The sequence below is a fragment of the Massilia scottii genome, from assembly GCF_030846495.1.
GTDB classification, from domain to species: Bacteria; Pseudomonadota; Gammaproteobacteria; order Burkholderiales; family Burkholderiaceae_D; genus Telluria_A; species Telluria_A violaceinigra.
Genome location: NZ_JAVCWM010000028.1, coordinates 62,662 through 86,626, shown reverse-complemented (window position 1 = coordinate 86,626; position 23,965 = coordinate 62,662). Strand labels below are relative to the sequence as shown.

At 65.0% G+C, this 23,965-nt stretch carries 21 protein-coding genes; 8 read left to right on the top strand and 13 right to left on the bottom strand.

Annotation, left to right across the window (positions count from 1 at the left end):
* Positions 1-14: 14 nt before the first annotated feature.
* From aceK to RBA41_RS27680, 7 genes are all read left to right on the top strand, one after another.
* Positions 15-1,841 carry a bifunctional isocitrate dehydrogenase kinase/phosphatase gene (gene aceK, locus RBA41_RS27710; RefSeq protein ID WP_306627610.1) on the top strand — a complete coding sequence of 609 codons (1,827 nt, stop codon included), beginning with the start codon at positions 15-17 and terminating at the stop codon, positions 1,839-1,841.
* Positions 1,834-3,033 (top strand): acetyl-CoA C-acyltransferase, encoded by a 1,200-nt coding sequence (locus RBA41_RS27705; protein WP_306627607.1) that lies wholly within the window; start codon positions 1,834-1,836, stop codon positions 3,031-3,033. Before aceK ends, RBA41_RS27705 begins: the two co-directional genes overlap by 8 nt.
* Before the next feature lie 93 nt (positions 3,034-3,126).
* Positions 3,127-3,795, top strand: a complete 669-nt coding sequence (locus RBA41_RS27700) for an SDR family oxidoreductase (RefSeq protein ID WP_306627606.1) — start codon at positions 3,127-3,129, stop codon at positions 3,793-3,795.
* 19 nt (positions 3,796-3,814) lie between these two features.
* Positions 3,815-4,942, top strand: coding sequence for an acyl-CoA dehydrogenase family protein (locus RBA41_RS27695; RefSeq protein WP_306627605.1), 1,128 nt, complete (start codon positions 3,815-3,817; stop codon positions 4,940-4,942).
* A 2-nt stretch (positions 4,943-4,944) separates the two neighbouring features.
* A complete protein-coding gene (locus RBA41_RS27690) occupies positions 4,945-5,499 on the top strand; it encodes a GNAT family N-acetyltransferase (RefSeq protein WP_306627604.1) in 555 nt (184 codons plus the stop codon).
* Positions 5,500-5,543: 44 nt separating this feature from the next.
* Entirely contained in the window at positions 5,544-6,563 is a 1,020-nt protein-coding gene (locus tag RBA41_RS27685) for an MORN repeat-containing protein (RefSeq protein WP_306627603.1), read from the top strand.
* 81 nt (positions 6,564-6,644) lie between these two features.
* Positions 6,645-7,097: an alpha-ketoglutarate-dependent dioxygenase AlkB gene (locus tag RBA41_RS27680; protein ID WP_306627602.1), complete on the top strand. Its 453-nt coding sequence runs from the start codon at positions 6,645-6,647 to the stop codon at positions 7,095-7,097.
* Positions 7,098-7,101: 4 nt separating this feature from the next.
* Here the strand turns inward: RBA41_RS27680 and RBA41_RS27675 are convergent, their stop codons facing one another.
* The 11 genes from RBA41_RS27675 to RBA41_RS27625 all read right to left on the bottom strand — a co-directional run bounded on the left by RBA41_RS27675 (position 7,102) and on the right by RBA41_RS27625 (position 18,562).
* Positions 7,102-7,668 (bottom strand): type II secretion system protein, encoded by a 567-nt coding sequence (locus tag RBA41_RS27675; RefSeq protein WP_306627601.1) that lies wholly within the window; start codon positions 7,666-7,668, stop codon positions 7,102-7,104.
* Positions 7,655-8,038 carry a type IV pilin protein gene (locus RBA41_RS27670; protein WP_306627600.1) on the bottom strand — a complete coding sequence of 128 codons (384 nt, stop codon included), beginning with the start codon at positions 8,036-8,038 and terminating at the stop codon, positions 7,655-7,657. The genes RBA41_RS27675 and RBA41_RS27670 overlap by 14 nt, the downstream gene beginning before the upstream one ends.
* A 5-nt stretch (positions 8,039-8,043) precedes the next feature.
* The gene (locus RBA41_RS27665) at positions 8,044-8,514 is read right to left on the bottom strand and encodes a type IV pilin protein (RefSeq protein WP_267876226.1); all 471 of its coding nucleotides are present in this window, start codon (positions 8,512-8,514) and stop codon (positions 8,044-8,046) included.
* Positions 8,511-10,502: a secretin GspD/PilQ domain-containing protein gene (locus RBA41_RS27660; protein ID WP_306627599.1), complete on the bottom strand. Its 1,992-nt coding sequence runs from the start codon at positions 10,500-10,502 to the stop codon at positions 8,511-8,513. The genes RBA41_RS27665 and RBA41_RS27660 overlap by 4 nt, the downstream gene beginning before the upstream one ends.
* Positions 10,499-11,038, bottom strand: coding sequence for a hypothetical protein (locus tag RBA41_RS27655; RefSeq protein ID WP_306627598.1), 540 nt, complete (start codon positions 11,036-11,038; stop codon positions 10,499-10,501). The genes RBA41_RS27660 and RBA41_RS27655 overlap by 4 nt, the downstream gene beginning before the upstream one ends.
* Positions 11,035-11,649: a type 4a pilus biogenesis protein PilO gene (locus RBA41_RS27650; RefSeq protein WP_306627597.1), complete on the bottom strand. Its 615-nt coding sequence runs from the start codon at positions 11,647-11,649 to the stop codon at positions 11,035-11,037. The genes RBA41_RS27655 and RBA41_RS27650 overlap by 4 nt, the downstream gene beginning before the upstream one ends.
* Positions 11,637-12,197, bottom strand: a complete 561-nt coding sequence (locus RBA41_RS27645; RefSeq protein ID WP_306627596.1) for a hypothetical protein — start codon at positions 12,195-12,197, stop codon at positions 11,637-11,639. Before RBA41_RS27645 ends, RBA41_RS27650 begins: the two co-directional genes overlap by 13 nt.
* A gap of 1 nt (position 12,198) precedes the next feature.
* A complete protein-coding gene (locus RBA41_RS27640; protein ID WP_306627595.1) occupies positions 12,199-13,005 on the bottom strand; it encodes a hypothetical protein in 807 nt (268 codons plus the stop codon).
* Positions 12,992-14,689, bottom strand: a complete 1,698-nt coding sequence (locus RBA41_RS27635; RefSeq protein ID WP_306627594.1) for a GspE/PulE family protein — start codon at positions 14,687-14,689, stop codon at positions 12,992-12,994. Before RBA41_RS27635 ends, RBA41_RS27640 begins: the two co-directional genes overlap by 14 nt.
* Positions 14,686-15,876, bottom strand: a complete 1,191-nt coding sequence (locus RBA41_RS27630) for a type II secretion system F family protein (protein WP_306627593.1) — start codon at positions 15,874-15,876, stop codon at positions 14,686-14,688. The genes RBA41_RS27635 and RBA41_RS27630 overlap by 4 nt, the downstream gene beginning before the upstream one ends.
* 154 nt (positions 15,877-16,030) lie before the next feature.
* On the bottom strand, positions 16,031-18,562 hold the full coding sequence (locus tag RBA41_RS27625) for a M4 family metallopeptidase (protein ID WP_306627592.1): 2,532 nt from the start codon (positions 18,560-18,562) through the stop codon (positions 16,031-16,033).
* 748 nt (positions 18,563-19,310) lie between these two features.
* Between RBA41_RS27625 and RBA41_RS27620 the strand changes: the two genes are divergently transcribed.
* The gene (locus tag RBA41_RS27620; RefSeq protein WP_306627591.1) at positions 19,311-19,970 is read left to right on the top strand and encodes a hypothetical protein; all 660 of its coding nucleotides are present in this window, start codon (positions 19,311-19,313) and stop codon (positions 19,968-19,970) included.
* Positions 19,971-19,994: 24 nt separating this feature from the next.
* On the opposite strand, the gene RBA41_RS27615 is transcribed toward RBA41_RS27620, so the two are convergent.
* Both RBA41_RS27615 and RBA41_RS27610 read right to left on the bottom strand, forming a co-directional pair.
* Positions 19,995-21,047 carry a S66 peptidase family protein gene (locus RBA41_RS27615; RefSeq protein ID WP_306627590.1) on the bottom strand — a complete coding sequence of 351 codons (1,053 nt, stop codon included), beginning with the start codon at positions 21,045-21,047 and terminating at the stop codon, positions 19,995-19,997.
* A gap of 51 nt (positions 21,048-21,098) precedes the next feature.
* Positions 21,099-23,927: a TonB-dependent receptor domain-containing protein gene (locus RBA41_RS27610; protein ID WP_306627589.1), complete on the bottom strand. Its 2,829-nt coding sequence runs from the start codon at positions 23,925-23,927 to the stop codon at positions 21,099-21,101.
* Positions 23,928-23,965: the final 38 nt, after the last annotated feature.

Here is a 23,965-nt window from a genome sequence, read left to right as displayed (position 1 = left end):
GATCGAGAAGCCAGATGACACAAGTTGCATTCCCCAAGCTGCTGTCTTCGCAGATTGCTTTCGATATCGCCCGCACCATCCTCGACGGTTTCGACAAGCACTACCGCCTGTTCCGCCAGACCAGCCAGGTCGCCAAGCGCCATTTTGAAACCGGTTCCTGGGCCGTGGCCCAGCAGGCGGCGCGCGACCGCATCGGTTTCTACGACCAGCGCGTGCAGGAATGCGTGCAAGTGCTCGAAGACGAGTACGACAACGGCGAACTGACCGACGAAGTCTGGCGCGAACTCAAGCTGCATTACATCGGCATGCTCTCCGGCCACAAGCAGCCCGAGCTGGCGGAAACCTTTTTCAACTCGGTCTGCTGCAACATCCTGCACCGCACCTATTTCCATAACGATTTCATCTTCGTGCGCCCAGTGGTGTCCACCGAGTACATCGAAACCGACGAGCTGCTGCCGACCTACCGCGTGTACTACCCGGCCAAGGATGGCTTGCGCTTCGCGCTCAAGCGCATCGTCACGAATTTCCAGCTCAACTGCAAGTTCGCCAACCTCGACCGCGACATCGCGCTGGTCGAAGGCCGCCTCAAGCTGATCTTCGGCAGCGAAGCGCTGGAACCGAACCACCAGATCCAGGTACTGTCGAGCCTGTTTTTCCGCAACAAGGGCGCCTACATCGTCGGCAAGGGCATCAACGGCAACCGCGAATATCCCTTCATCGTGCCGATCCTGCACAACCGCCACGGCGAGCTGATCCTCGACACGGTGCTGTTCGACCACGAACAGATCACCATCCTGTTTTCGTTTACGCGCGCTTACTTCCTGGTGGACATGGAAGTGCCGTCGGCCTACGTGCAGTTCCTGCGCAGCCTGCTGCCGCGCAAACCGAGGAGCGAGATCTACACCATCCTCGGCCTGCAAAAGCAGGGCAAGACGCTGTTCTACCGCGATTACCTGCAGCACCTGAAACACACCGCCGACCGCTTCGAGATCGCACCCGGCATCAAGGGCCTGGTGATGCTGGTGTTCGCGCTGCCCTCGTTCCCGTATGTGTTCAAGGTCATCAAGGACTTCTTCCCGGCGCCCAAGGAAACCACGCGCGCCCAGATCAAGGAAAAATACCTGCTGGTCAAGAACCACGACCGCGTGGGCCGCATGGCCGATACCCTGGAATACTCGAACGTGGCGTTTCCGCTGGAACGCTTCTCGGAGGAGCTGATCGCCGAGCTGATGCATCACGCGCCGTCGCTGGTCGAATACGAAGGCGACCGCATCATCATCCGCCACCTGTACATCGAACGGCGCATGGTGCCGCTGAACATGTTCCTCAACAAAGCGGAAGTGGCCGGCAACGATGAGTTGATCGAACACGGCGTGATCGAATACGGCAATGCCATCAAGGAACTGGTGGCGGCGAATATCTTCCCCGGCGACATGCTGTACAAAAACTTCGGCGTCACCCGCCACGGCCGGGTCGTGTTCTACGATTACGACGAAATCGAATACATCACCGACTGCAATTTCCGCACTATCCCGGAACCGCGCAACGAAGAAGATGAAATGTCGGCCGAGCCGTGGTATTCGATCGGCAAGCACGATGTTTTCCCCGAGCAGTTCGGCGCATTTTTGCTGGGCAACGCGAAAATCCGCCTGTATTTCATGAAGCACCACGCCGATCTGTTGACCAAGGATTTCTGGCAGTCGCGCAAGCAGCGCATCATGGACGGCCATATCGAAGACGTGTTTCCGTATCCGCAGCAGATCCGCTTCTGTAACCAGACGTCCGCCGACAACCCGGCGGTCTATACCCCATCTTATTTGGAGAACTTACACAATGAATGATCCAGTCGTTATCGTCGGCGCCGCCCGCACACCCATGGGCGCGTTTCAGGGCGATTTTTCTTCCAAGTCCGCCAGCGACCTGGGCGCCGTGGCGATCGCCGCGGCCGTCGAGCGTTCCGGCGTCGATGCCAAGCTGGTCGAACACGTCTACTTCGGCAACTGCCTGATGGCGGGCCAGGGCCAGGCTCCGGCGCGCCAGGCGGCCATCAAGGGCGGCTTGCCGCTCTCCGCCGGCGCGGTGACGCTGTCCAAAATGTGCGGCTCGGCCATGCAGGCGGCCATCTTCGCGCATGACTCCCTGCTCGCGGGCAGCGCCGACATCGTCGTCGCCGGCGGCATGGAATCGATGACCAACGCGCCCTACATCATTCCGAAGGCGCGCGGCGGCTACCGCATCGGCCACGGACAGATGCTCGACCACATGATGTACGACGGCCTCGAAGACGCCTACTCGCGCAACGAGAAGACCGGCGAAGGCCGTTCCATGGGCACCTTTGCCGAAGAATGCGTGGCCAAGTTTTCCTTCACCCGCGAAGCGCAGGATGCGTTCGCGATTGCCTCGGTCAAGCGCGCGCAGGAAGCCAACAACGAAGGCTACTTCAAGTGGGAAATCGCGCCTGTCACCGTCACCACCCGCGCCGGCGACAGCGTGATCGACAAGGATGAAGGCCCGGCCAAGGCCAGGCTGGATAAAATCCCGGCCTTGAAGCCCGCCTTTAAAAAGGATGGCACCATTACCGCCGCCTCGTCGTCGTCGATCAACGACGGCGCCGCCGCGCTGGTGCTGATGCGCGAGTCAAAAGCGCGTGAACTGGGCCTGACCCCGATCGCCCGCATCGTCGGCCATGCCACCTTCGCGCAGGAACCGAACCTGTTCACCACGGCCCCCATCGGCGCACTGCAAAAGCTGTTCGCCAAGACCGGCTGGAAGCCGTCGGAAGTGGACTTGTACGAGATCAACGAAGCCTTTGCGGCGGTGCCGATGGCGGCGATGCACGAACTCGACATCCCGCACGACAAGGTCAACATCCACGGCGGCGCCTGTGCACTGGGCCACCCGATCGGCGCATCCGGCGCGCGCATCATCGTCACCCTGCTCGGCGCCCTGAAGAAAACCGGCGGCAAGCGCGGCGTGGCCTCGCTGTGCATCGGCGGCGGCGAAGCGACCGCGATGGCGTTCGAGATGATGTAGCCATTAAGCTCCGTCGGTTCCGCCAATGGCGGGAACGACGGCTATGAAGTTAGCGACAAGTCTGCATATACCCGCATTCCAACAAGAAACTCAATGCCAACAGCACTCATCATCGGCGCCTCGCGCGGCATCGGCCGCGAACTGGTGCGCCAGTACCTGGCCGACGGCTGGCGCGTAATCGCCACCGCCCGCAAAAGCGAAGATTGCGCCGCCCTCGGCGCCATGGGCGTGCATCCGTACCAGCTCGATGTCACCAGCGCCGACTCCATCGCCGCGCTGGGCTGGACCCTGGACGGCGAACTGCTCGACGCCGCGTTCCTGAACGCCGGCGTGTACGGCCCGCGCCACGACGGCTTTCCCACCCAGGACGACTTCGACTCCGTCATGCACACCAACGTGCTGGCCGCCCTGCGCCTGCTGCCGGTGATCGCGCCCATGGTGGCCGAGGCGCGCGGCAAGCTGGCCGTGATCTCCTCGCGCATGGCGTCGATGGGCAAGCGCAGCAGCGCGTCCGGCACCTTGTACCGCGCCAGCAAGGCGGCGTTAAATTCGGTGCTGGTCGACACCGGCATCCGCTTCGGCCCCAAGGGCGCAACCTGCGTGGCCTTCCATCCGGGCTGGGTCCGGACCGACATGGGCGGCCCAAGCGCCGACATCACGCCCGAACAAAGCGCGGCGGGCCTGCGCGCCACCCTGGCCGGCATCGATGCCAGCGCCAACGGCGCCTTCCTCAATTACGACGGCACGCCAATTCCCTGGTAAGCCCAACCTAGCGAAACCTATGATACTGACCGAAGAACACCAGATGATCCGCGACGCCCTGCGCAGCTTTTCGCAGGAGCGCCTTGCCCCCAACGCCGCGCGCTGGGACAAGGAGCACCACTTTCCCAAGGAAGAACTGAAGGAACTGGCCGCGCTGGGCGCGTTCGGCGTGGCGGTGCCCGAAGAACTGGGCGGCGCCGGCCTCGATTACGTCTCGCTGGCGCTGGTGCTCGAAGAAATCGCGGCCGGCGACGGCGGCACCTCGACCATCATCTCGGTCAACAACTGCCCGGTGTGCAGCATCGCCATGATGTATGCGAACGACGCGCAAAAAGAACAGTGGCTGCGGCCCCTCGCGCAAGGCAAGATGCTGGGCGCCTTCGCGCTGACCGAGCCGCATACCGGCAGCGACGCCTCGGCACTGCACACCACCGCCACGCGCGAGGGCGACGAGTACGTTTTGAACGGCACCAAGCAGTTCATCACCAGCGGCAAATACGCCGACGTGGCGATCGTCATGGCGGTCACCGACAAGGCGGCCGGCAAGAAGGGCATCAGCGCGTTCTGGGTGCCGACGGCGACACCAGGCTACATCGTGGCCGGGCTGGAACAGAAGATGGGCCAGCACTCGTCGGACACCGCGCAGATCCTGTTCGAGAACTGCCGCATCCCGGCGGCCAACCTGATTGGCGAAGAAGGCCAGGGCTACAAGATCGCCCTGTCGGGTCTTGAGGGTGGACGCATCGGCATCGCTTCGCAGGCGGTCGGCATGGCGCGCGCCGCGTTCGAGGCGGCGCTGGTGTATGCGCGCGACCGCGAAAGCTTCGGCAAACCCATTTTCGAGCACCAGTCGGTGCAGTTCAAACTGTCCGAGATGGCCACCCAGATCGAGGCCGCGCGCCAGCTGATCCGCCACGCCGCGTCGATGAAGGATGCCGGCCTGCCGTGCCTGAAGGAAGCCGCGATGGCCAAGCTGTTCGCCTCCGAAATGGCTGAACGGGTCTGCTCGGATGCGATCCAGGTGCACGGCGGCTACGGTTACGTGAGCGACTTCCCGGTCGAACGCATCTACCGCGACGTGCGCGTGTGCCAGATCTACGAAGGCACCAGCGACATTCAGAAAATCCTGATCGCGCGGGCGCTGTAAGCATGGCGGGCGAAGCGCTCATCCGGGCGGCGGCCAGCGAGGATCTGGACACTTTCTTCGCCTACCTGAACGACCACCTGCGTGACAACGGCAGCGGCGCCACGGCGCTGTTCATGCCGATGGCGCGCGCCGCCTCGCGCTTTGGGCCCGAGCGCGAACACGCCTTTCGCAGCGCCACCGGGACCGCCCTCGGGCAGCCCGGGTGGCGGCGTTTATGGCTGGCGTTCGACGCTCAGGGCGGCATCGCCGGCCACATCGACCTGCGTGCGCGTCCTGAAGGGGCTTGCGCGCACCGCGCGCTGCTCGGCATGGGCGTGCACCGCGACGCCCGCAAACAGGGCCTGGGGGCCCGTCTGATCGACGTGGCGGCCACCTGGGCCGCCGGCGACGCGGGGCTCGACTGGATCGACCTGGAGGTTTTGTCGGTCAACCTGCCGGCGCGCGGGCTGTATGCGCGCTGCGGTTTCGTGCAGACCGGCGAAATCGCCGACATGTTCCGCATCGACGGCGAGACACTGGCCTACACTTTTATGTCGCGCAAGGTAGGCAAGCTCTGATACGCTGGGTGGTTCGAACCCATTGCCTGCAACGAAAGAGCCCCATGCCGATTTCACCCCGCGCGTCCACCCGCGTCCTGATGCTTCCCTTGCTCCTGTCCCTGCTGCTGCCCTTGGCGGTGCGCAGCGAGGAAGCCTGCAAACTGGCCCTGCCCGACGCGGCCGCTGGCGACGACATGCGTTGGCAGGGACCGTGCAAGGACGGTTATGCGCATGGCGTGGGCGTGATCGAAAAACGCACCACCGACGTCAACACCTGGCGCTACGAAGGCATGGTCGAAGCCGGCCGGCCGCATGGCAAAGGGTACCTGATGTACTACCCGGGCCATGAATACGGGGGCGAATTCCGCGATGGCCTGCGCGACGGCACCGGCACCTCGGTCAACCAGGTCGGCGACCGTTACGACGGCCAGTGGAAGGCCGGCAAGCGCGAAGGCAAGGGCGCTATCGTCTACACCCTGGGCGGGCGCTACGACGGCGAATGGAAGAACGACCGGCCGAACGGCAATGGCGTGGCGCTGTACTCGAGCGGGCGCCGGGTCGGCGCGGTGGCGGTCAGCCAGCCGGCTGACGGCGAACAGGGCAAGGTGAGCGCAGCGGCCAAGGCGCCGCCGGAGCCGTCCAGGGAACATGATCTCAAGGCGGAAGGGCCGCGCCTGGGCACGCACATCCCGCGCAAGGTCGTCACCGGGGGCCAGGTGCCGTTCAAGGCCTCGTACGAACAACTGAGCGAGCAGGAACGGGCCGTCGTGCGCGGCTGGTATCCCTTGCTCGACCCGGCGGACGAACCGCCGTACCCGCTGCTCGGCAACGGCAACGTGCTGGGCGCGATCCAGAAGATCAATGCGCGCGACCCGGCCTTCGGCCTCTTGAGCATGGTGGTCATGATCGACAGCGAGGGCAAGGCCCAATCGGTCAATGTGTACGTGACGCCGGACCCTAAGCTGTCGGAAATGGCCGGTTTTATCGCCATGAACGAGAAATACAAACCGGCACGCTGCTCGGGCAAGCCTTGCGCGATGGCATTCCCGTACACCATGGTCTTTAGCCGCAGCTGGTTCTGACCTGTCGACGCGATGCCTGTTCCGCCAATTCGCCTCAACCCCGCTTTCATCGCCGATCCCGATGCGCTCTTTGCCGCGCTGATGAGCACAGTCACCTGGGACGAGCGTATGAAAGCGCGCAAGACGGCCAGCTTCGGCGCCAGCTACAACTATTCGCAGATCGCTTACGCGGAGTCGCCCATGCCGGCGCTGCTCGACGCGCTATGCGCGCGTCTTGAAGGCGAACTCGGTTTCCGGCCGAACAATTGCCTGCTGAACTATTACCCCGACGGCAAATCATCAATGGGTTTTCATTCTGATGAAACCGACGGCCTGAACGACGGCACCGGCGTCGCCATCGTCTCACTCGGCAGCGTGCGCGCGATCGCCTATCGCAGCAAACGGGACGCCGCGGTCCGGGTCGACTACCCCCTGCCAAATGGCTCGCTGCTGTACATGTCGGGGCAGGTGCAGCAAGACTGGGTGCACGCGATTCCAAAAGACCCGCACGCCGGCGAACGCATCAGCCTGACATTTCGCTCGATGCGCCAGTAAGCACTCAGCGCGGCGCGCCCGGCTTGGGCAAGACGCCGATGCGGAGCGGGCCGCCGTTCTTGCCTTCCTCTCCGTCCTGCGGTGCGATGAACATATCGTGCGGGTACACGAACACCCAGTCCGCATAGCGGCCCTTGTTGCGAAAGCCGCTGTCGTGCTCGTCGAAGTTATCGACCTTCATGGGCGCGCGCTGCGACAGCGAATGCACGCCCACGATGCGCCCCTCGACCTTGATCAAGCCCCACTCGGCCTTGCCGGTGATCGGGTCGGCGTACAGGCGCCGCAGGTGGCGCCTGGCGTTCGGGAAGCGCGGGTCCTTGATCAGTTCCTGCAGGGTCAATGGATACATCTGCGGCCCGCCCGCGGCGCTGTCGTGATAGCGCGCGATGGCGGCGCGAAATTCGTGGCCGATGAACAGCAGCTCGCGCTCCCTGTCGCGCCGCACCGAAGTCGAATACAGTTCGCTGGCGATGCTGCTGCCGACCCCCATGAAGGCCACCAGCAGCAGGGTCCAGATGTACGCGAACCCGCCATCGGGTCCGCTCCGAGGTCCGCGCTTACAGTTGCTCATACGGTACGCCCGCGCGCGTCTTGCCGCGCGCGCCGCTGCGGATATCGGCCACGCCCGGCTTGTCCGGATCGAGCGACGCCACCGGCTGCCACGTCACGCTCGATTCGGTGATCGGGTCGACCGGCACCGAACGAAAATACTTGTGTGTCACCAGGTCGCTCAGCGAAGCCGGATACACGCCCTTGTCGCCGTAAAATTTGTCGATCCCGAGGCGCAGCACGTTCAGGTTTTCCTGGAGCGCCACTTCCTTCGACTTGTCGACCGAACCGAAATAGCGCGGCACGGCAATCGTCAGCAAGGTCGCGATGATGGCCATCACCACCAGCAGTTCGACCAGGGTAAATCCAGTGTGTTCTCTTCTCATGTTCATCACCCTCACCACAGCTTGTGCGGCACGCCGTTCAATCCCGTCGCCGCCGAACGCGAGCTGACGTCGAACACGTCCTCGCCCTCCCTCGGGTTATCCGGTGGCGACGAATACGAACGCTTGGCCCAGGTATCGGCGGCGCGTCCCTCGTCCTGGACGGCAAACGGATCGCGCGGCAGGCGCCGCAGAAAATAGATGTTCTTCTTGGCGGGACTAAGCTGGTCGGGCACGCCCTCGACCAGCTCCTCCAGCTTTTTCGGATAGCCCGAATCGCCCACCGCGATCTTGATGCGGCCAAGGTCGGCGGCCTTCTTGTACGCTTCGAGCCCCTCGCGAATTTCGATCAGCGCGCTGCGCAGGCTGCGCTCCTTTTCACGCTGCACCGCCACCTGCGCCATCGGCACCGCCACCACCGCCAGCGTCCCCATGATCGCCAGCGTGATCATCAGCTCGATGAAGGTGAAGCCGCGCGCCTTCACTGGATCACCTTGCGCGGCGCATCGGTGCCCGGCGGCTTGCCGGTTCCGGCCGGGCTGTCGGCGGCCGGCGGCTGCGGCGCCGCTTCATCGCCGCCGGTCATGGGCGAGGGCACCGCTTCCGGCTGCGATGGCTGCGCTGGCTGCGCTTGCGGCGGCGCCTCGGGCGCCTGGACTGCCGGCTGGGCACCGGCGGCCGCCGATCCGCCGCCAGGACCCGGCCCGCGCCCGCCCACATTCGATTCGGTGCCCGAGTCGAACTGCGCGGTCATCAGGTCGGGCCGGCGCAGGCCGCGCAAGATCCGCGGCGTGATCGACAACACGATCTCGCTGCGCGAGGTATCGTCTTTCTGGCTGCCGAACAGGCGCTTGAGCACCGGCAGGTCGCCGAAGCCCGGCAGCTTGTCGGCGCTGCGCCGGTCCTCGTCGCTGATCAGGCCCGCCAGCACCTGCGTCTCGCCATCCTTCAGGCGCAGCACCGTGCCCGCCGTGCGCGCGCCGATCTGGTAAGCCTGGGTACCCAGTTTGCTGATGATTTCCTTGACCACCGTGCTCACTTCCAGATTGATCTTGATCGCCACTTCATCGTCGAGATTCACATTCGGTTCGACGTCGAGCTTCAGGCCCACGTCGAGGTAGTTCACGCTTTCCGAACTGACGCCATTGTTGGTGGTGACGGTGATCACCGGCACCCGGTCGCCGATGTGAATCTTGGCCTTTTCCTTGTTGCGCACGCGGATGCGCGGGTTGGCCAGGATATTGCCGTCGGTGTCGACCTGGTTGGCATTGATGGTGGCGCTGCCGATGGCGACGTTGATACGCCCGCGGTTAATCCCGCCCAGACTGGCGACGGTCAGCGGTGAAAGGGAGTCGCCCCCGCTGGCCAGGCTCAAGGTGGCCTTGTCGGGCCAGCGGATGCCCAGTTCCATCAGGCGCGTGCGTTTCACTTCCAGCACCTCGACTTCGAGCATCACTTCCGGGTCGGCCATGTCCTGCATGGCGATGATGCGTTCGGCCATGCGGATCATGTCGGGCGTGTCGCGCATCATGATGATGCCGAGGCGGTCGTCGGTGACGATGTCCTTGGCCTTGAGCAGGGTCTTGATCGAAAAAGAGACTGTCTTCGCGTCGGCGTTGGTCAGATAAAAGCTGCGCACCACCAGCTGCTGGTAATCCTTCACCTTCTGCACCGTGTTCGGGTAGATCGTGATGGCGCGCTCGCCGGTCACGGTCTGTTCGAGCTGGTTGGCCGATAGCAGCATGCGGATCGCTTCTTCCAGGCTGGTATTGCGTACCGAGATGGTGGTGCGCAGGGCCGGGTCGACGTCGCGGTCGAACACGAAGTTCAGCCCCGAGACCTTGCCCAGGAAGTCGAATACCGAGCGCACCGGGGCGTCGCGAAACTCCAGCGTCACCGGTTTGCGGTAGGCGGCGGCCAGCTTGCCGCTGCCCGCGCCCTTCTTCGCCTGTTCGTCGGCGATGCGGCTTTTCAGCGCCAGCGCGTCGCGCTGGTTGGGGCGCTCCTGCAGCACCACGCGCAGCGCGTCGAGGGCCTGCGCCAGGTCGGCCTCGCCGGCGCGCCGCCACGATGCCTCGGCGCCGGCCACCATCTCCTTGTGGCGCTGTTCCAGCGCGATGGCCTGCATGCCCTGCTGCGCGACCGTATTGGCGGGATCGATCGCCAGAACCTGGGCCGACAGCTTCTCGGCCTCGGCGAAATTGCCCTGCTGGCGCAGCTGCTCGGCGCGCCCGTTGAAGGCGTTGACGATGCTGGCCTTGCGGTTCAACAGGCCAATCCGGTATTCGGCGTTGCCGGGTTCCTGGCGCACGGCTTCTTCCAGCTTGGCCAGGCCCTGTTCGATATGCCCCTGTTCGAGCAGGGCCTTGCCTTCCTTGAAGGTCTGCGGGCCGGCGCAGGCGCTCAGCGCCACGGCCAGTGCAAGCATGCGCAAGGGCGTTCCCGCCAGTTTCTTCGCTAATGTGTGATTCAATTCATCTCCCCTACTGCGAGTGTTTGTTTCTTCCGGAGCGGCAGATACGTGAACGTCAGCGTGTCGTCGCCGGCGCTGTCGAAGGTGTAGCTCTCGTCGATCTTGTCGCCCACATAGGCCACCACGTTGCGTTCCTCGACCTGCAGGAAGTACGCCTGCCTGCCGTCGCCGAGGAAGCGCCCGAGCAGGCGGATCGGCAGCTCCGGCGCGCCGCCCGCGTTGCCGGGCGCGCTGGCCTGCACCGGCTTGGTGACGGCGCTGTCGGCCGGCTTGACCGGCGCGGCCTCGGTGACCTGCGCCTGCCAGCTCTGGCGCGCAAAGGCGTTGCCCAGCTCCTCGTCCTGCGTGCGCGGGCGGATTTCGAGCAGCGGCGCTTCCGCTTCCGCTTCCACCAGCGGGGCCTGCACCACCACGGCCGGCGCCGGCGCGATGGTGCGGGCCTGGGCCGGCGGGATCATGTCGGTATCGTCATCGGGCGCGAAATAGCAGGCCAGCAGCGTTGCGCCCAGCGCCACCGCCATCGTCATCTTTTTCATCGGCGTCCTCCTTTTGCCACAGCCGTCCTGACCAGCAGGTTGAAATGCACGCGCGCTTCGACCTCGCCGGTGTCGATCTGCTCGCGCTTGAATGTCACGGAATCGAGCGTCAGGGCCGGCATGTCGCGCAAGGCGCCGACGATGAACGCCTGCACCTTTGCGTAGTCGGCCTTGATCGGCAAGGTGATCTGGTAGCGCATGAACGCGGCGCCATCTTCGGCCTGCGCCTTGTAGTCGGCCTTGGCCAGCACCACGCCGTTCTTGGCGGCCACGTCGACCAGCTGCTTGAGCAGGTCGGGAATCGTGTCGTGCGCCGGCAGGTAGGCGTAGAAGGCCGCCACGCGGCGCGCGCCGTCCGGCAGCGCCACCCGCTGCTGCGCCGGTTTGGCCGTGCGCGCAGCGCTGATCTGCTGCGCCAGGTCGTGCTGGCGCGCCTGCAGGCGCTGCGACTGCCATGCGCACAGGGCGGCCAGCGCCAGCGCGCAGGCGCCGGCGGCGGCGCCCCAGCCCAGGCGCGCGCCAATGCGCCGCGCTTCCCAGCTGATCCGCGCGGCCAGCATCGACGGCGCCCGCGCCTGCTGTCCGCTGCTGGCGATCTTTAATCCTGCCATTGGGCCTCCAGTTGAAAACGGTACGGCCGGTTCGGCGCCGCGCCATTCAATTCATGCTTGACCAGGTACACGGAGGTGAACAGGGCCTGCTCGTTGAGGTAGGCGACGTAGTTCATCATGTCGCCCGCGGTTTCGGCTTCGGCCGCGATTTTCAGGCCGCCGGCGGCGCTGCCGCCGCCACCCTGCTGCGCGCCCGCCTCCGGCTTGCTGTTGAGGTCCATACCGAGCAGCGCCACGTGAATGTCGGCCGGGGCCTGCACGGTTTTGACCAGGCGCGTGACCGGCAGGTTGAGCTGGCGCACGGCGTCGCCGATGATGGCCAGCTGGCGGTCCTGGGCGCGCTGGTCGGCTTCCGACAGGCGCGCGCGCGGCGCTTCGCGCGGCTGCACCAGCGCCAGCTGCGCTTCGAGCGCGCCGGCGTGGCGCGCCTGCACCACCCAGTCGATGCCGGCCACGGCCAGCGCCAGCAGGCCGCCCGCCAGCAGCGCCAGGCGCCAACCCTTGGGCGTTTGCGCGCCCTGCACGAAATTGAGTTGGGTCAGCGCCATCTCAGCACCTCATCATCGCCACGGCGGCGTAGCCGGGCGCCGGCGCCTGCGGCAGCTTGACCGTCTCGAAGTAGTCGGGCAAGGCGTGCAGCGCCGGGCGTTCGTCGAGGCTGACCAGCGCCACCTGCGCGATTTCGCCCAGCTCGGGCGCGCGCAGGGTCCAGCGCTGCCAGGCTTGCGGCAGTTCGCTCTCCCACGGACCGCGCAGGGCTTGCGCCTGCACCGCGTGAATACGGCCGTTGGCGGCGGCGGCCAGCACCAGCCGGCCCGGCTCGACCAGCGCGAACGCCTGCGGGTGGCTCGAGGCGATGGCGCGCCAGGTGATCGACAGTACCGATTCGATCGCCACGCACGGATGGCCGCACTCGCGCGCCACGTCCTGCAAGCCTTGCAGGAAGTCGCGCTCGATGGCGCAGGCCAGGCGCGGCTGCCCGTACGGCGCGTCGTCGCACACGATGGACCAGGCGCGCGCGGCGTCGCCGTAGATGCCGACGAACTGCGCCTGCTGGAAGCGCTGCGCCGAATCCTGGTGCAGCAGCGCGTCGCTCCACGGGATCATGGCCAGCTGGCACCAGCGCGTGGTCAGCGCCACCGAGACCGGCACGCCCTTGAGGGTCACGCCGGCGGTGCGCAGGTAGGCGCCGAAGGCGGCCAGGGCGCCATCCCATTTGCCGTCGGCCTGGTCGAGGGGAATCCGTACTTCGCTGTGGGCGACGATGCGCTTGCCGCTGCGGACCACGGCGGTGAGCAGGTCGGGTGCCAGGGACACGCACACGGTGCGGCTGGAGAAGATTTCAGTAAGTGACACGGTTAAGCTCCATCAATGTGGTTTCTCCCTGGCGCACCAGGTCCAGCGCGGCTTCGCGCACCAGGCGCAAGCCGGCGCGCGACGCTTCTTCCTTCATGCGGCTGACCGGGGCGCGCGTGGTGATCATTTCGCGCATGGCGTCGTTGAGCATCAGTACTTCGGCCACCGCCTTGCGGCCCTTGTAGCCGGTGCCGCGGCAGTGGCCGCAGCCGGCGCCCGCCTTGAAGCGCCAGCCGGCTACCAGTGCGGACGTCAGCCCGCTGTCGCGCAGTTCGCCGGCATCGGGCGCCACTTCCACCGCGCAGTGTTCGCAATTGAGGCGCAGCAGGCGCTGCGCCACGATGCCGTTCAGGGCCGCGGCGAAGCTGTAGGCGTCCACGCCCATGTGCAGGAAGCGCCCGACCACGTCGAACACGTTATTCGCGTGCAGGGTGGTAAACACCAGGTGGCCGGTGAGCGCGGCCTGCACCGCGATCTGCGCGGTTTCGTCGTCGCGAATTTCGCCGATCATGATCTTGTCGGGGTCGTGCCGCAAAATCGAGCGCAGGCCGCGCGCGAAGGTCAATCCCTTCTTTTCGTTGACCGGAATTTGCAGCACGCGCGGCAGCCGGTATTCGACCGGGTCTTCGATGGTGACGATCTTGTCGCGTCCCGTGTTGATCTCGGTGATGGCCGCGTACAGGGTGGTGGTCTTGCCCGAGCCGGTCGGCCCGGTCACCAGCAGCATGCCGTGCGGCTTGGCCGCCAGGCGCCGGATCAGCACAATGGCATCGGCGTTCAGGCCCAGGCTTTCCAGGCGCAGCGACTGGGCCGCCTCGGTCAGGGCGCGCCGGTCCAGCAGGCGCAGCACCGCATCTTCGCCGAAAATATTCGGCATGATCGAGACCCGGAAATCGATCTCGGCGCCCTTCACGCGCACCTTGAAGCGGCCATCCTGCGGAATGCGGCGCTCGGCGATGTCCAGGTCCGCCATGACCTTGATGCGCGAGATGATCTGTTCGGCCATCTGCAAGCCCTGCACCTGGCCGGCCTGCACCAGCACGCCGTCGACCCGGTACTTGATAATCAGCTTGTCGCCGTCGCATTCGAGGTGGATGTCGCTGGCCTGGAACTTGAGCGCGTCGTAGATGGTGGAGTTGACCAGCTTGACCACCGGGCTGCTGTCTTCGCTGATGCGCACCAGCGAGATGTCTTCGATGCTCTGGTCCAGGCTCTCGACCTGGTCGGCGTCGCCGGCCATGCCGGCCATGGCTTGCTGCACGTTCTCCTGCTGCGCCAGGTAGGCGGTCAGCTCATCCGGATGGGTCAGCGCCACGGCAAAGCCGCCGTGCAGGGCGGCGTCGGCCCACTGCAGGGTGTCGTCGGCAAACGGGTCGCCCAGCACCAGCACCGGGACGCCGGCGGGACCTTCCATCAGCACGCACTCGCGCTGGGCGCAGTCGGTGTAGGGCATCAGGCCGAAGGCGGGGGTGCCGGCCTGCAGCGCGACGATGGTCCACAGCGGATAGGAAAACAGCGCGGCCAGCTGCGCGATGAACACCTCCGGCTCGGCGCCGGTCATCTCTTCGAGCACGGCCAGCATCGGCCGGCCCTGGGCCAGCGCGGCCAGGCGCGCCTGCTGCACCAGCGCGGCGGTGAGCGGCGCGCCCAGCACCGGCTTGTGGGGAAAATCAGGGGCGTTCATGACAGGCTCCCGGCAAGTTCGAAGATGGGCATGTACATCAGCACCACCACGCCGCCGATGACCACGCCGATAAAGGTCATCAGCAGCGGTTCGAGCAGGCGCGAAGCCCAGTCGACCCAGCGCGCGAATTCTTCATCGTGAAAACGGGCCGAGCGCTCCAGCATGTCGCCCAGGCGCCCGGTGTTTTCGCCCACTTTCAGCAGCGACTGCGCCACAGGCGTGGCCAGCTGGTTCTGTTCCAGCGCGCTGGAAAACGGCAAGCCTTCCTGCACCGCGCGGCGCGCCGCGTCGAGCTGCTGCTGCTGGCCGGGGAGCAGCATGGCCGACACCATCGCCAGCCCTTTCGACAAGGGAATACCGGCATGCAGCAGCAGGCTCAGCGCCCGGTAAAAGCGCGCCAGCCTGAATTCGGCCGCGCGCGCGGACAGTACCGGCAGGCGCAGCAGCGCGAGGATCAGGCGCTGGCGGACGGCCGGGTGGCTGAGCGAAAACACCAGGCCGCCCACCAGTGCGGCCAGCGCCCCGAGAAACAGGAAGGGATGGGCCGACATGACCTGGCCGAAGCCGAGCATCATCTTCGAGGCCCAGGGAATATCGCGTCCCGAGGTTTCGTACACCACGCTGAACTTGGGCACCACATAGCCGAGCAGGAACAGGGTGACCAGGCTGCCGACCACCAGCAGCATGACCGGATAGATGGCGGCCGACACCAGCTTCTTGCGGATCGCCTCGAATTGCAGCTGGTAGGCGACAAAACGGCCGAGGGCTTCGGGCAAGTTGCCGGAGCGCTCGGCCGCGTGGACGGTGGCGACGTAAATTTCGGGGAAGATGGCGGGAAAGTCGCCCAGGGTATCCGACAGGCTCTTGCCCTGTTGTAGGGTTTGCAAGATGGCGCCGATGGTGGCACGCGTGCCGGGCTGGGTTTCCTTGTTGTGCAAGGTGGCGATGGCTTCGGTGAGGTTGAGCCCCGCTTCCAGCAGCGCCAGGAGTTCCTGGCTGAACTGCATCAGGGGAAATGCGTGCTTGCGGCGCGGTTCGGCCGGCGCCTGCGGGCGCTCGATCGCGAGAACGCGCCAGCCCTTGCGCGCGGCAATGCGGATGGCATCGGCTTCGCTGGGGGCATCGATGGCGATGTGCTGGCGGCTGCCTGCGGCGGCAGCGGCCTGGACCTGGAGTTGAAACTGCATGGTTGACCCTTTGTACTGATTGACTCCTTGCTTCGCATTCGGCCTGGTTATCCAGGTGACATCAGGGCTCCTTAAAAGAAAAATAGCCCCGGCCGAAGCCGGAGCTGAAAAAAGAGGACGGACAGCCAGCCATCCTCTTGTGGGGTCACCCGGTTTATTGGGTAAGCAGGCTTACCTTGTCGACCACAAACGAGGTTTGCAGCGACGAGTCTTCACGCATGGCGAAGGACAGGGTCACGGTCTGGCCCTTGTACGGCAGCAGGTTGAAGGTACGCATCTGGTAACCGGCGGCCTTGTTCAGGTTGGTGTAGGTTGCCAGGGTACCGAGCACGGTGCCGCCCGCATTCTTGACCGTGACAACCAGCTTGTCGTAGACCACGTTTTCGTTTTCCGCCGTATCGATGTGCAGCGCGAAGCTCAGCGTAGCCGCGGTGGCCGCGGCCGGAATCGCGACCGACTGGGTGATCGTTTCGGTCCTGGTCACGCCATTGCCGCCCAGCCAAGCGAAGCGTGTGCCTTCATAGGCGGTCTGGCCGCTGTAGGAGCCGATGACGCCGGTGGTGCCGGCCCAGCCGTTGGTGCCCGACTCGAAGCCGCCGTTGACGATGCGCTCGGTGGTGCCGCCGCCGCCGCCGCTCACCGTCAGCGTCGCATTCGCGCTGGTGGCGGTGGTCGGGCTGGTGGCCGAATCGGTCACGCGCACGCTGAACACGGCGCCGCTGTCGGCGGTTTGCGCGGTCAGGCTGTAGGTGGCCGAGGTGGCGCCGGCAATGGCCGTGCCGTTACGCAGCCACTGGTACTTGTACGGCGCGGTGCCGCCGGTGGCGGTGACCGAGAACGTCGCGGTCGCGCCGGCTGCCACGGTGACGCTCGACGGTTGCGAGCTGATCGTGACGCCGCCGCCCGGCGTGGTGGTTTCATCGATGTCGGCGCCGACGTTGATGGCCGCGTAGGCGCGGGTCACGGCAATGGCTTCCTTGCTGCCCACGCCATACAGTTCCTGGGCCGCGGCGAGCACCTTGTTACGCGCATCGGCGTAGTTGGTCGAGGCGGTGAACTTGGTGGTGGCGGCCTTGAACCAGATGCGGAAAGCCTTGTCGGTGCCGATACCGGTCATCGCGGCCGGGCTCTTGACCAGGTACTGGCTGTAGTAGTTGGACGAGGAGGTGGCGTTCGAACCTTGCGACAGGAAGTAGAACATGCGGTTGTTCGGGCCGCTGTTGTAGTGGACGTCGAGGTTCTTGATCGTGCTGCTCCAGGCGTTCGGGCTCTTGCCGTCCAGGCTAGGCTTGTACATCCAGCGCAGCGGGTTGCCCGATTTGGCGATTTCCTTGCCCATCATCCAGTCGTTGCCGGTATTCGGAATGACCGAGCCGGTGCCGCCCGCGCGCGCATAGGCTTCCACCACTTCGCCGGTGATGTCCGAGCTCGACTCGTTCAGGCCGCCCGATTCGCCGCTGTAGGTCAGGTCGGAGGTGGCGTTGGTCACGCCGTGGCCCATTTCGTGACCGATCACGTCGATCGAACCGAGGCTGGTGAACATGCTGCCGCCGTCGCCGATGAACATGCACTTGCAGGCATCGCTGTAATAGGCGTTGTCATAGTTGCTGTTGACGTGGGCGGCGATGTAGGTCGAGGTGTTGTTGCCGTCCAGCGATTGCCAGCCGAGCACGTTTTTCAGCGTGTCGTAGGTGTTCATCAAACCCCACATGGCGTTCACGGCCGCGGTCTGGCCGTTGGCGTTGGTGGTGCTGCCGCCGTTGTACTGCAGGCCGTCGCCCCAGTCGTTGGTGGAGTTGGTGTAGACCGCGCCGGCGCTGGTGCCCTTGTTGGCGTTGGTGATCGCCATCATGCCGTGGGTGCCGCCGGTGCCGCGCGACGGATCTTTCAGCGAGTAGGTGCTGCCCGACAGGCTGGTGTTGAGCGGCACGGTGCCGTTGTACTGGCTCTTGCCGGTGCCGGCCACGGTCTGCAGCGCTTTCCATTGCTTGATCACGCGGCCGTCGGCGGCGCTGACGATGGTGTCGTAGTACACCGGATGGATTCCTTCCATCATGCGCGTCTTGACCAGGTAGGCCAGCTCGTAGTCGCTCACTTCCTCGACCAGGTCGAGGGCGTTGAGCTGGGCTTCGGACTTGTTCAGGGCGCCGGGAGCGCGCTTGGTCACGACGCTCGGATAGATGATCAGTTCGGCGCTTGGCGGCACATGGTGCACACCGTTCGGCGACACTTTTTTGACCACCATGTCGATCGCGGCGGCGCTCTGAATTTGCGGCACCACATTCAAGCCGGCGCTGCGCGCGCGCAGCGCGGCATTGCCGCCGCTACCCTGGCCCAGGCCCGAACGGCGGTCGGAAATCGACTCGCTGACGATCTCGCCGGCATCGTTGGTCACTACCACCGACTCGGACTGGAATACACGCACGCCCTTGTAGGTGTGGGCGGCGCGGCTGATGCGCGTGCCGATCACGCCAGGGTGCTGCACGGTAATGGAGAAACCGTGGTCGGCATCGAGGCCATGGGTGGCGCGGGTGGCGGCCAGCTTGGCGACCAGCGCCTGGCCCTGTTGCGGCGAATGCAGGGCGGTCGGCCCGGCCATGATCGGTGCGCTGGCGAGCGCCTGACCAACCATCATCAAGGGTAAAGCAGCAATCGACGCAGCGAGCAATGTTTTGCGGAAGTTCATTATTTCTCCATTGATAGTTCAGTGATTGAATGGGATAACTGCTGGCCACGTGTGCTGTGGCGGCCACCCGAGCGCGCCGATGAGTTGGTCCGGTGAACGCGAGAGAATGCACACTATTCCTGTTTCTTAATCCAAGTCAAAAAAATGGGTGATTTGGTCGTATGCACACCAAATGTTCAGTTTTAGACATTCTTTTCCAGAAACGTGACGGTCCTCAATGCAATTGCCTGAAGAATGTTTTGTTGACCTAAATCAATGTGAGGCATTATTCCCACATGCGCGCGAATTAGACGGCGTACTCTAAGACGTGCGGAAATGTAACAATTCGCACTGTCAACAGCTTCAATTCGATTGCGTTTTAACGGGGATGCGGTCTACACTCGTTCTCAGTTGCCGGGAAAAACTCTCAGGGGACATGGATTAAAGCGCACGGGGCACACTCCGGATAAAGCGCAATCAGTTAACGGGAAAATCATGACGTCACACTTCACCTTCGCATGGGCATGTTTGTCTCCTCCCCCGGCGCTGTTGCCCAAGCCCGATCCCCAGGGACCTCAGTCGACCTGACGATTCACCGACGGCACACCCGCAGCAGGAACTGGCAACAGGCTTAGTGCCCCAGTAGGAAAGTCCAAGAGAACCCATTCACGGTAACAAAGCGACAAACATGCACCGCAGACAGGGCTTGGTCCCGAGTACGTCGCGCGGCTGGATGGGCGGCGGCTACCCAAGTGAGGACCGGAGAGAGATGCTTTCGATCGCGACCAAAGTAGAGCAAATAGTGTCGGAATCGGCGTTCCTGACGGAAGGGATATCGCTCGGGCTGATCAATCTGTCGGAGCTGGCGCGCCAGCTGCGGCCCCAGCTCGAATCGGATCTGTGGAAGCCGGTGGGGCAGGCGGCGGTGGTGATGGCGCTGCGCCGGCTGTCCGAGCGGCTGCCGCAGGCGACGGCCTCGCCGCCGATCGTGCTCTCGCCGCGCACCAGCGAGCTGACCACGCGCACCGACCTGACCCTGGTGACTTACCGGCTGTCGGACAACAGCAACGAATGCCAGCGCGAACTGCTGGCCCTGGCCGAGCGCCATCCGGGCAGTTTCGTCTCGGTCACGCGCGGGGTGCACGAGATGCTGGTGGTGTGCAGCCGGCCGCTGATCCACATGGTGGAATCAGCCTTCGCCAGCGAGCGCCATATTGCCCGGGTGGAAAACCTGACCGCGCTGACCCTGCGCCTCAATCCCGACGCCCTGAAAACGCCCGGCATCTATCACGGCGTGCTGAAAAAATTGGCCTGGAACAAAATCAACATCGTCACCATGATGTGCACCTTTTCGGAGCTGACCGTGCTGCTGGAGCAGCCGCAGACCGGGCCGGCGTTTTCGGTGCTGTCGCAGATCGTGTCGCACTGAGCGGCTGAGCGGCCGCTCGGCTGCTCAGGAGACCGCGCTCTCGAGCAGGGTCACCGTCTGGCGCGCCGTGTCGAGCCGGGCCATCACGCCGACCGGCACGGTGAACTGGTGGCGGATATGCCCGAACGAGTACCCGCTCACGGCCGGCACCACCAAGGGTTTCAGGTGCTGGTCCAGCGTGTCGTCGAGCGTGAGCGACGGTTCTTCATCTTCCGGTACGCAATGGTCGCAAATGCCGATCATGACCGCGGCCGCATTGCCCAGGCCAACGGCCAGGTCGAGCTGGGTCAGCCAGCGGTCGATCCGGTAGGGCGCTTCATTCACCTCTTCCAGGAACAGAATCGCTTTGCGGAAGTCGGCCGCGTAGGGCGTGCCCACCAGCGCGCTGACCAGGCTCAGGTTGCCGCCGATGAGCGGGCCGGTGGCTTGCCCGCTGGTCACGGTGCGCAAGGCGAAATGCGGCTCCAGCAGGGCGCGCCGGCTGTTTTCCAGCGCCATCGGGATGGTGTAGCTTTCCTGCGGGTGCATCAGCACGGCCAGCATATGCTCGGTGGAATAATCCGATACGCCCGACGAGGCCACCGGCCCGTGGAAGGTCACCAGCCGCGCCTGCTTCAGGATGGCCAGCTGCAGCGCGCTGATGTCGGAGTAACCCAGCAAGATTGTGGGATTGGCGCGGATCAGCGCGTAATCGAGGTGCGCCAGCAAGGAGATGCAGCCCGAGCCGCCGCGGATGCACCAGATCGCCCTCACGTCGCGGTCGGCGAACATGCTGTGCAGGTCGTTGACGCGCTGCTGCACCGCGCCGGCATAGCCGCCATGCACGGCGCGCAGGTTGGCCCCCAGCCGTGCGCGAAAGCCGAGCGCTTCGATGCGCGCCACGGCATAGGCGATGCTCTCGTCGTTGGTGCGTCCGCCCGGGGCAATCAGGCCGACCACGTCGCCCGCGCGCAGGCGGGGCGGTTTGATCAGGCTTCGCGGCATGGGACGTGGCGCATGGTGGGCTCCGGCTGGCAGCATGACGGCCGCCGCCAGCGTGGCAAAGGCACGCCGGCTGATCTTGTCGCTACTGGACATGGCTGCTTTCGGGAAAAGCGGCACGGCATCGCCGGCCGCCCGCCTGGTGAATCAAAGGAACTTGTAATTGGCCATCAGGGTCAGCGAACGCCCGCGCGGATCGGCCACCCGCGGTTCCCATGAACTGCCGGCCCCGGTGTTGCCGTCGTAGGTGATCGCAAATGGCGGATCCTTGTCGAACAGGTTCTTGATCCCGGCCGTGAAGCTCAGGTTTTTCACGCCAGTGTAGCTCAGGCTGGCATGAAAGATGGCATACGCGTCGACCTTGGCGTTGTAATTGGACGGCACGATGCGCCCGCTGGCCACGCCCGGCAGCACTTGGTCGGTGTAGCCGCTGCGATACACGTTCTGGAACATGGCGCTCCAGTCGCCCCTGGCAAACGTCACGTAGGCGGTGTGCTTCCACTTCAGGCCCAGGTCGCCGGTGAAGCTGAACACGCCGACTTCATCCTTGCTGTACGGCGCGGTTTCCAGCGGCTTGCTCTTTTTCTTGAGCAAGTAGGAACCATCCACACCGGCCGCCCAGTTGCCCGCCCACAGCTTGCCATTGGTGCGGGCGCCGATTTCGATGCCGCGCGTAATTGCCGCGCCCGTGTTGAGCCAGCGCCGGTCGATCACGGCCAGGTTGCCGTCGGCATCGCGCCCGAACTGGTTTTTAAACAGTTCGTAGTTGGCCAGCATGACCGGCAGATCGACTTCCTTGATGGTGTCGAAGCGCCGCACTTCCCAGATATCCATATTTGCCGAGAAACGCGGGGTGGGCTCGAACACCACCCCGAGCGTCCCCTGTTTCGACGTTTCCGGTCCCAGGTCGGACTTGCCGCCGGTGTAGACAACCGGCGTGATCGATTCGCAGCCGGGCTTGGTGGTGTCGACCTTGCCGCTGGCGCACTTGCCCGGATCGGCCAGGTCCTTGCCGGCGTAAGTCGATTCGGTGATGCCGTTGAACAACTGGTTGAACGCGGGCGCGCGGAAACCTTCGTTGTAGGAACCGCGGAACAGCAATTGCGTGCTTGGCTGGTAGCGGAACGAGACCTTGGGATTGAGCGTGTTGCCGAAGCCCGAATAATGATCCTGGCGCGCCGCCACCGTCACGTCCAGCTCCTTGGTCAGCGGCACCAGCACTTCGGCGTAGAAGGCGCGGATGTCGCGGCTCACTTGCGGCAGCACATTGACGTCGTCGAAGGGCGCGTTGAGGATGGCGCGCCGCTCGGCCAGGTTGCGCAGGTCGCCATTGAATTTGTACTCTTCCTTGCGGATATCGGTACCCAGCGCGGCCATGATGGGGCCGCCCGGCAGGGTATACACCTCGCCCGACAGCGAGGCATCGAAGGCTGTCAGGGTGGTCTTGCCGCCGTACAGCACGACGCCGGCGGCCGAGGTGGCGCGGATCAGGTCCAGCGCCTGCTGCGACTGCTTCTCGCCGGCTTTCAGGAAGGGGTTGATCAGGCCACTGCCGAGCGCGGCCGCCAGCGGGGCGGTGTAGTTGTAGCCATTGCCGAGGGTCGATTCCGATTCGCTGGTGGCGCGCGTCAGGCCGAGCTTGTAGTCATACTTGCCGACCTGGCCGTCGGCGCCCAGTTGCAGGCGGCCGGCACGGCTTTCGGTGGCGATTTCGCGGTCGCCGCAATCCATGCAGCGCCAGCGGTAGGCGATCGGCAAGCCGCGGTTGGCCTCGATCGAAGGAAATTCGGCCACCAGGGCATTGAACACCTCGTTGTAGGCCGCGCCGGTGCTCGGATAGAACGAGCTGGCCGGGAAGGTGGCCGCGCCCGGCGAGACCTGGTTGGGCGAGAAACGCTTGGCGACCTCGGTCTTGGCGCCCACCAGCTCGGCGAAAAATTCATGTCCGCCGCGGCGCATGGTGGCGCGCGTGACGAAGTTGCTGTTTTTCACGGGCTGCTGCAGCACGGCCGCGCGTCCGGTATCCCACGCGCAACCCAGGCCGCCGGACGGCGTGTCCCACAGCTTTTCGTCGTAGGCGCCCATGCCATCGACCGAGTTGCAGCCGGCGCCGCCCGGCAAGTCCAGCAGGCTGACGCCGGAATAGGCTTGCGTGGTGCCGCGCCGCACCGGTCCGGTATTGCTGGCGCGGCTGAAAATGGTGTTGCCGAGGCTGGTCGCGAACACATTGGCGAACGGCGTGCCGCGCGTGTCGACCGAGACGCCGCGCTCGGGCTGGAAGGTGTTGACAAAGTCGCGCTGGTCGCCGCGCAAGGCCTTGTTTTCACCCGTTGACACGGCGAACAGCAGGTTGAAGCCCTGTTCCTGCAAGTCGCCGACGCCGCCCGTGAGCTGGTAGCGGGCGATATTGCCGCCGCCCGCTTCGGTGACATCGGTAAACGCCTGCGCTTCCAGCCCCTTGTAGTTTTTCTTGAGGATAAAGTTGATCACGCCGCCGATGGCGTCGGTGCCGTAGATGGCCGAGGCGCCGTCTTTCAGCACTTCAACCCGCTCGACCGCCGCGAAGGGAATCGAATTGAGGTCGACCGCCGAGCCTTTCATGCCGTGGGTGGCCACGCGCCGCCCGTTGAGCAGCACCAGCGTGCTGTCGGCGCCCTGGCCGCGCAGGTTGGCCGAAGAGGCGCCGTTGTTGCCGCGCTGCGAGCCGGAGGTGACGTCGGCATTGCTGGCCAGGTTGTCCGACCCGTTGCCGTTGATGTTCAGGGTGGCGATCAGTTGCTCGGCGTTGACGATGCCCTGGGCTTCGATCTGCTTGCGCGAAATCACTTCGACCGGCAGCGCGCCTTCCTTGGCGATGCGCTTGATGCTGCTGCCGGTGATTTCCACGCGCGCCATCGGCTGCTCCGCCGTCTGCGCCGCAGCCGAACCGGCCACGCACATCAGGGCAATCAGTTGCGCTAGCTTCTTTAACTCCACGGTTTCTCCTTGGTTTTTCTTGGCAAGACGTCATCAAC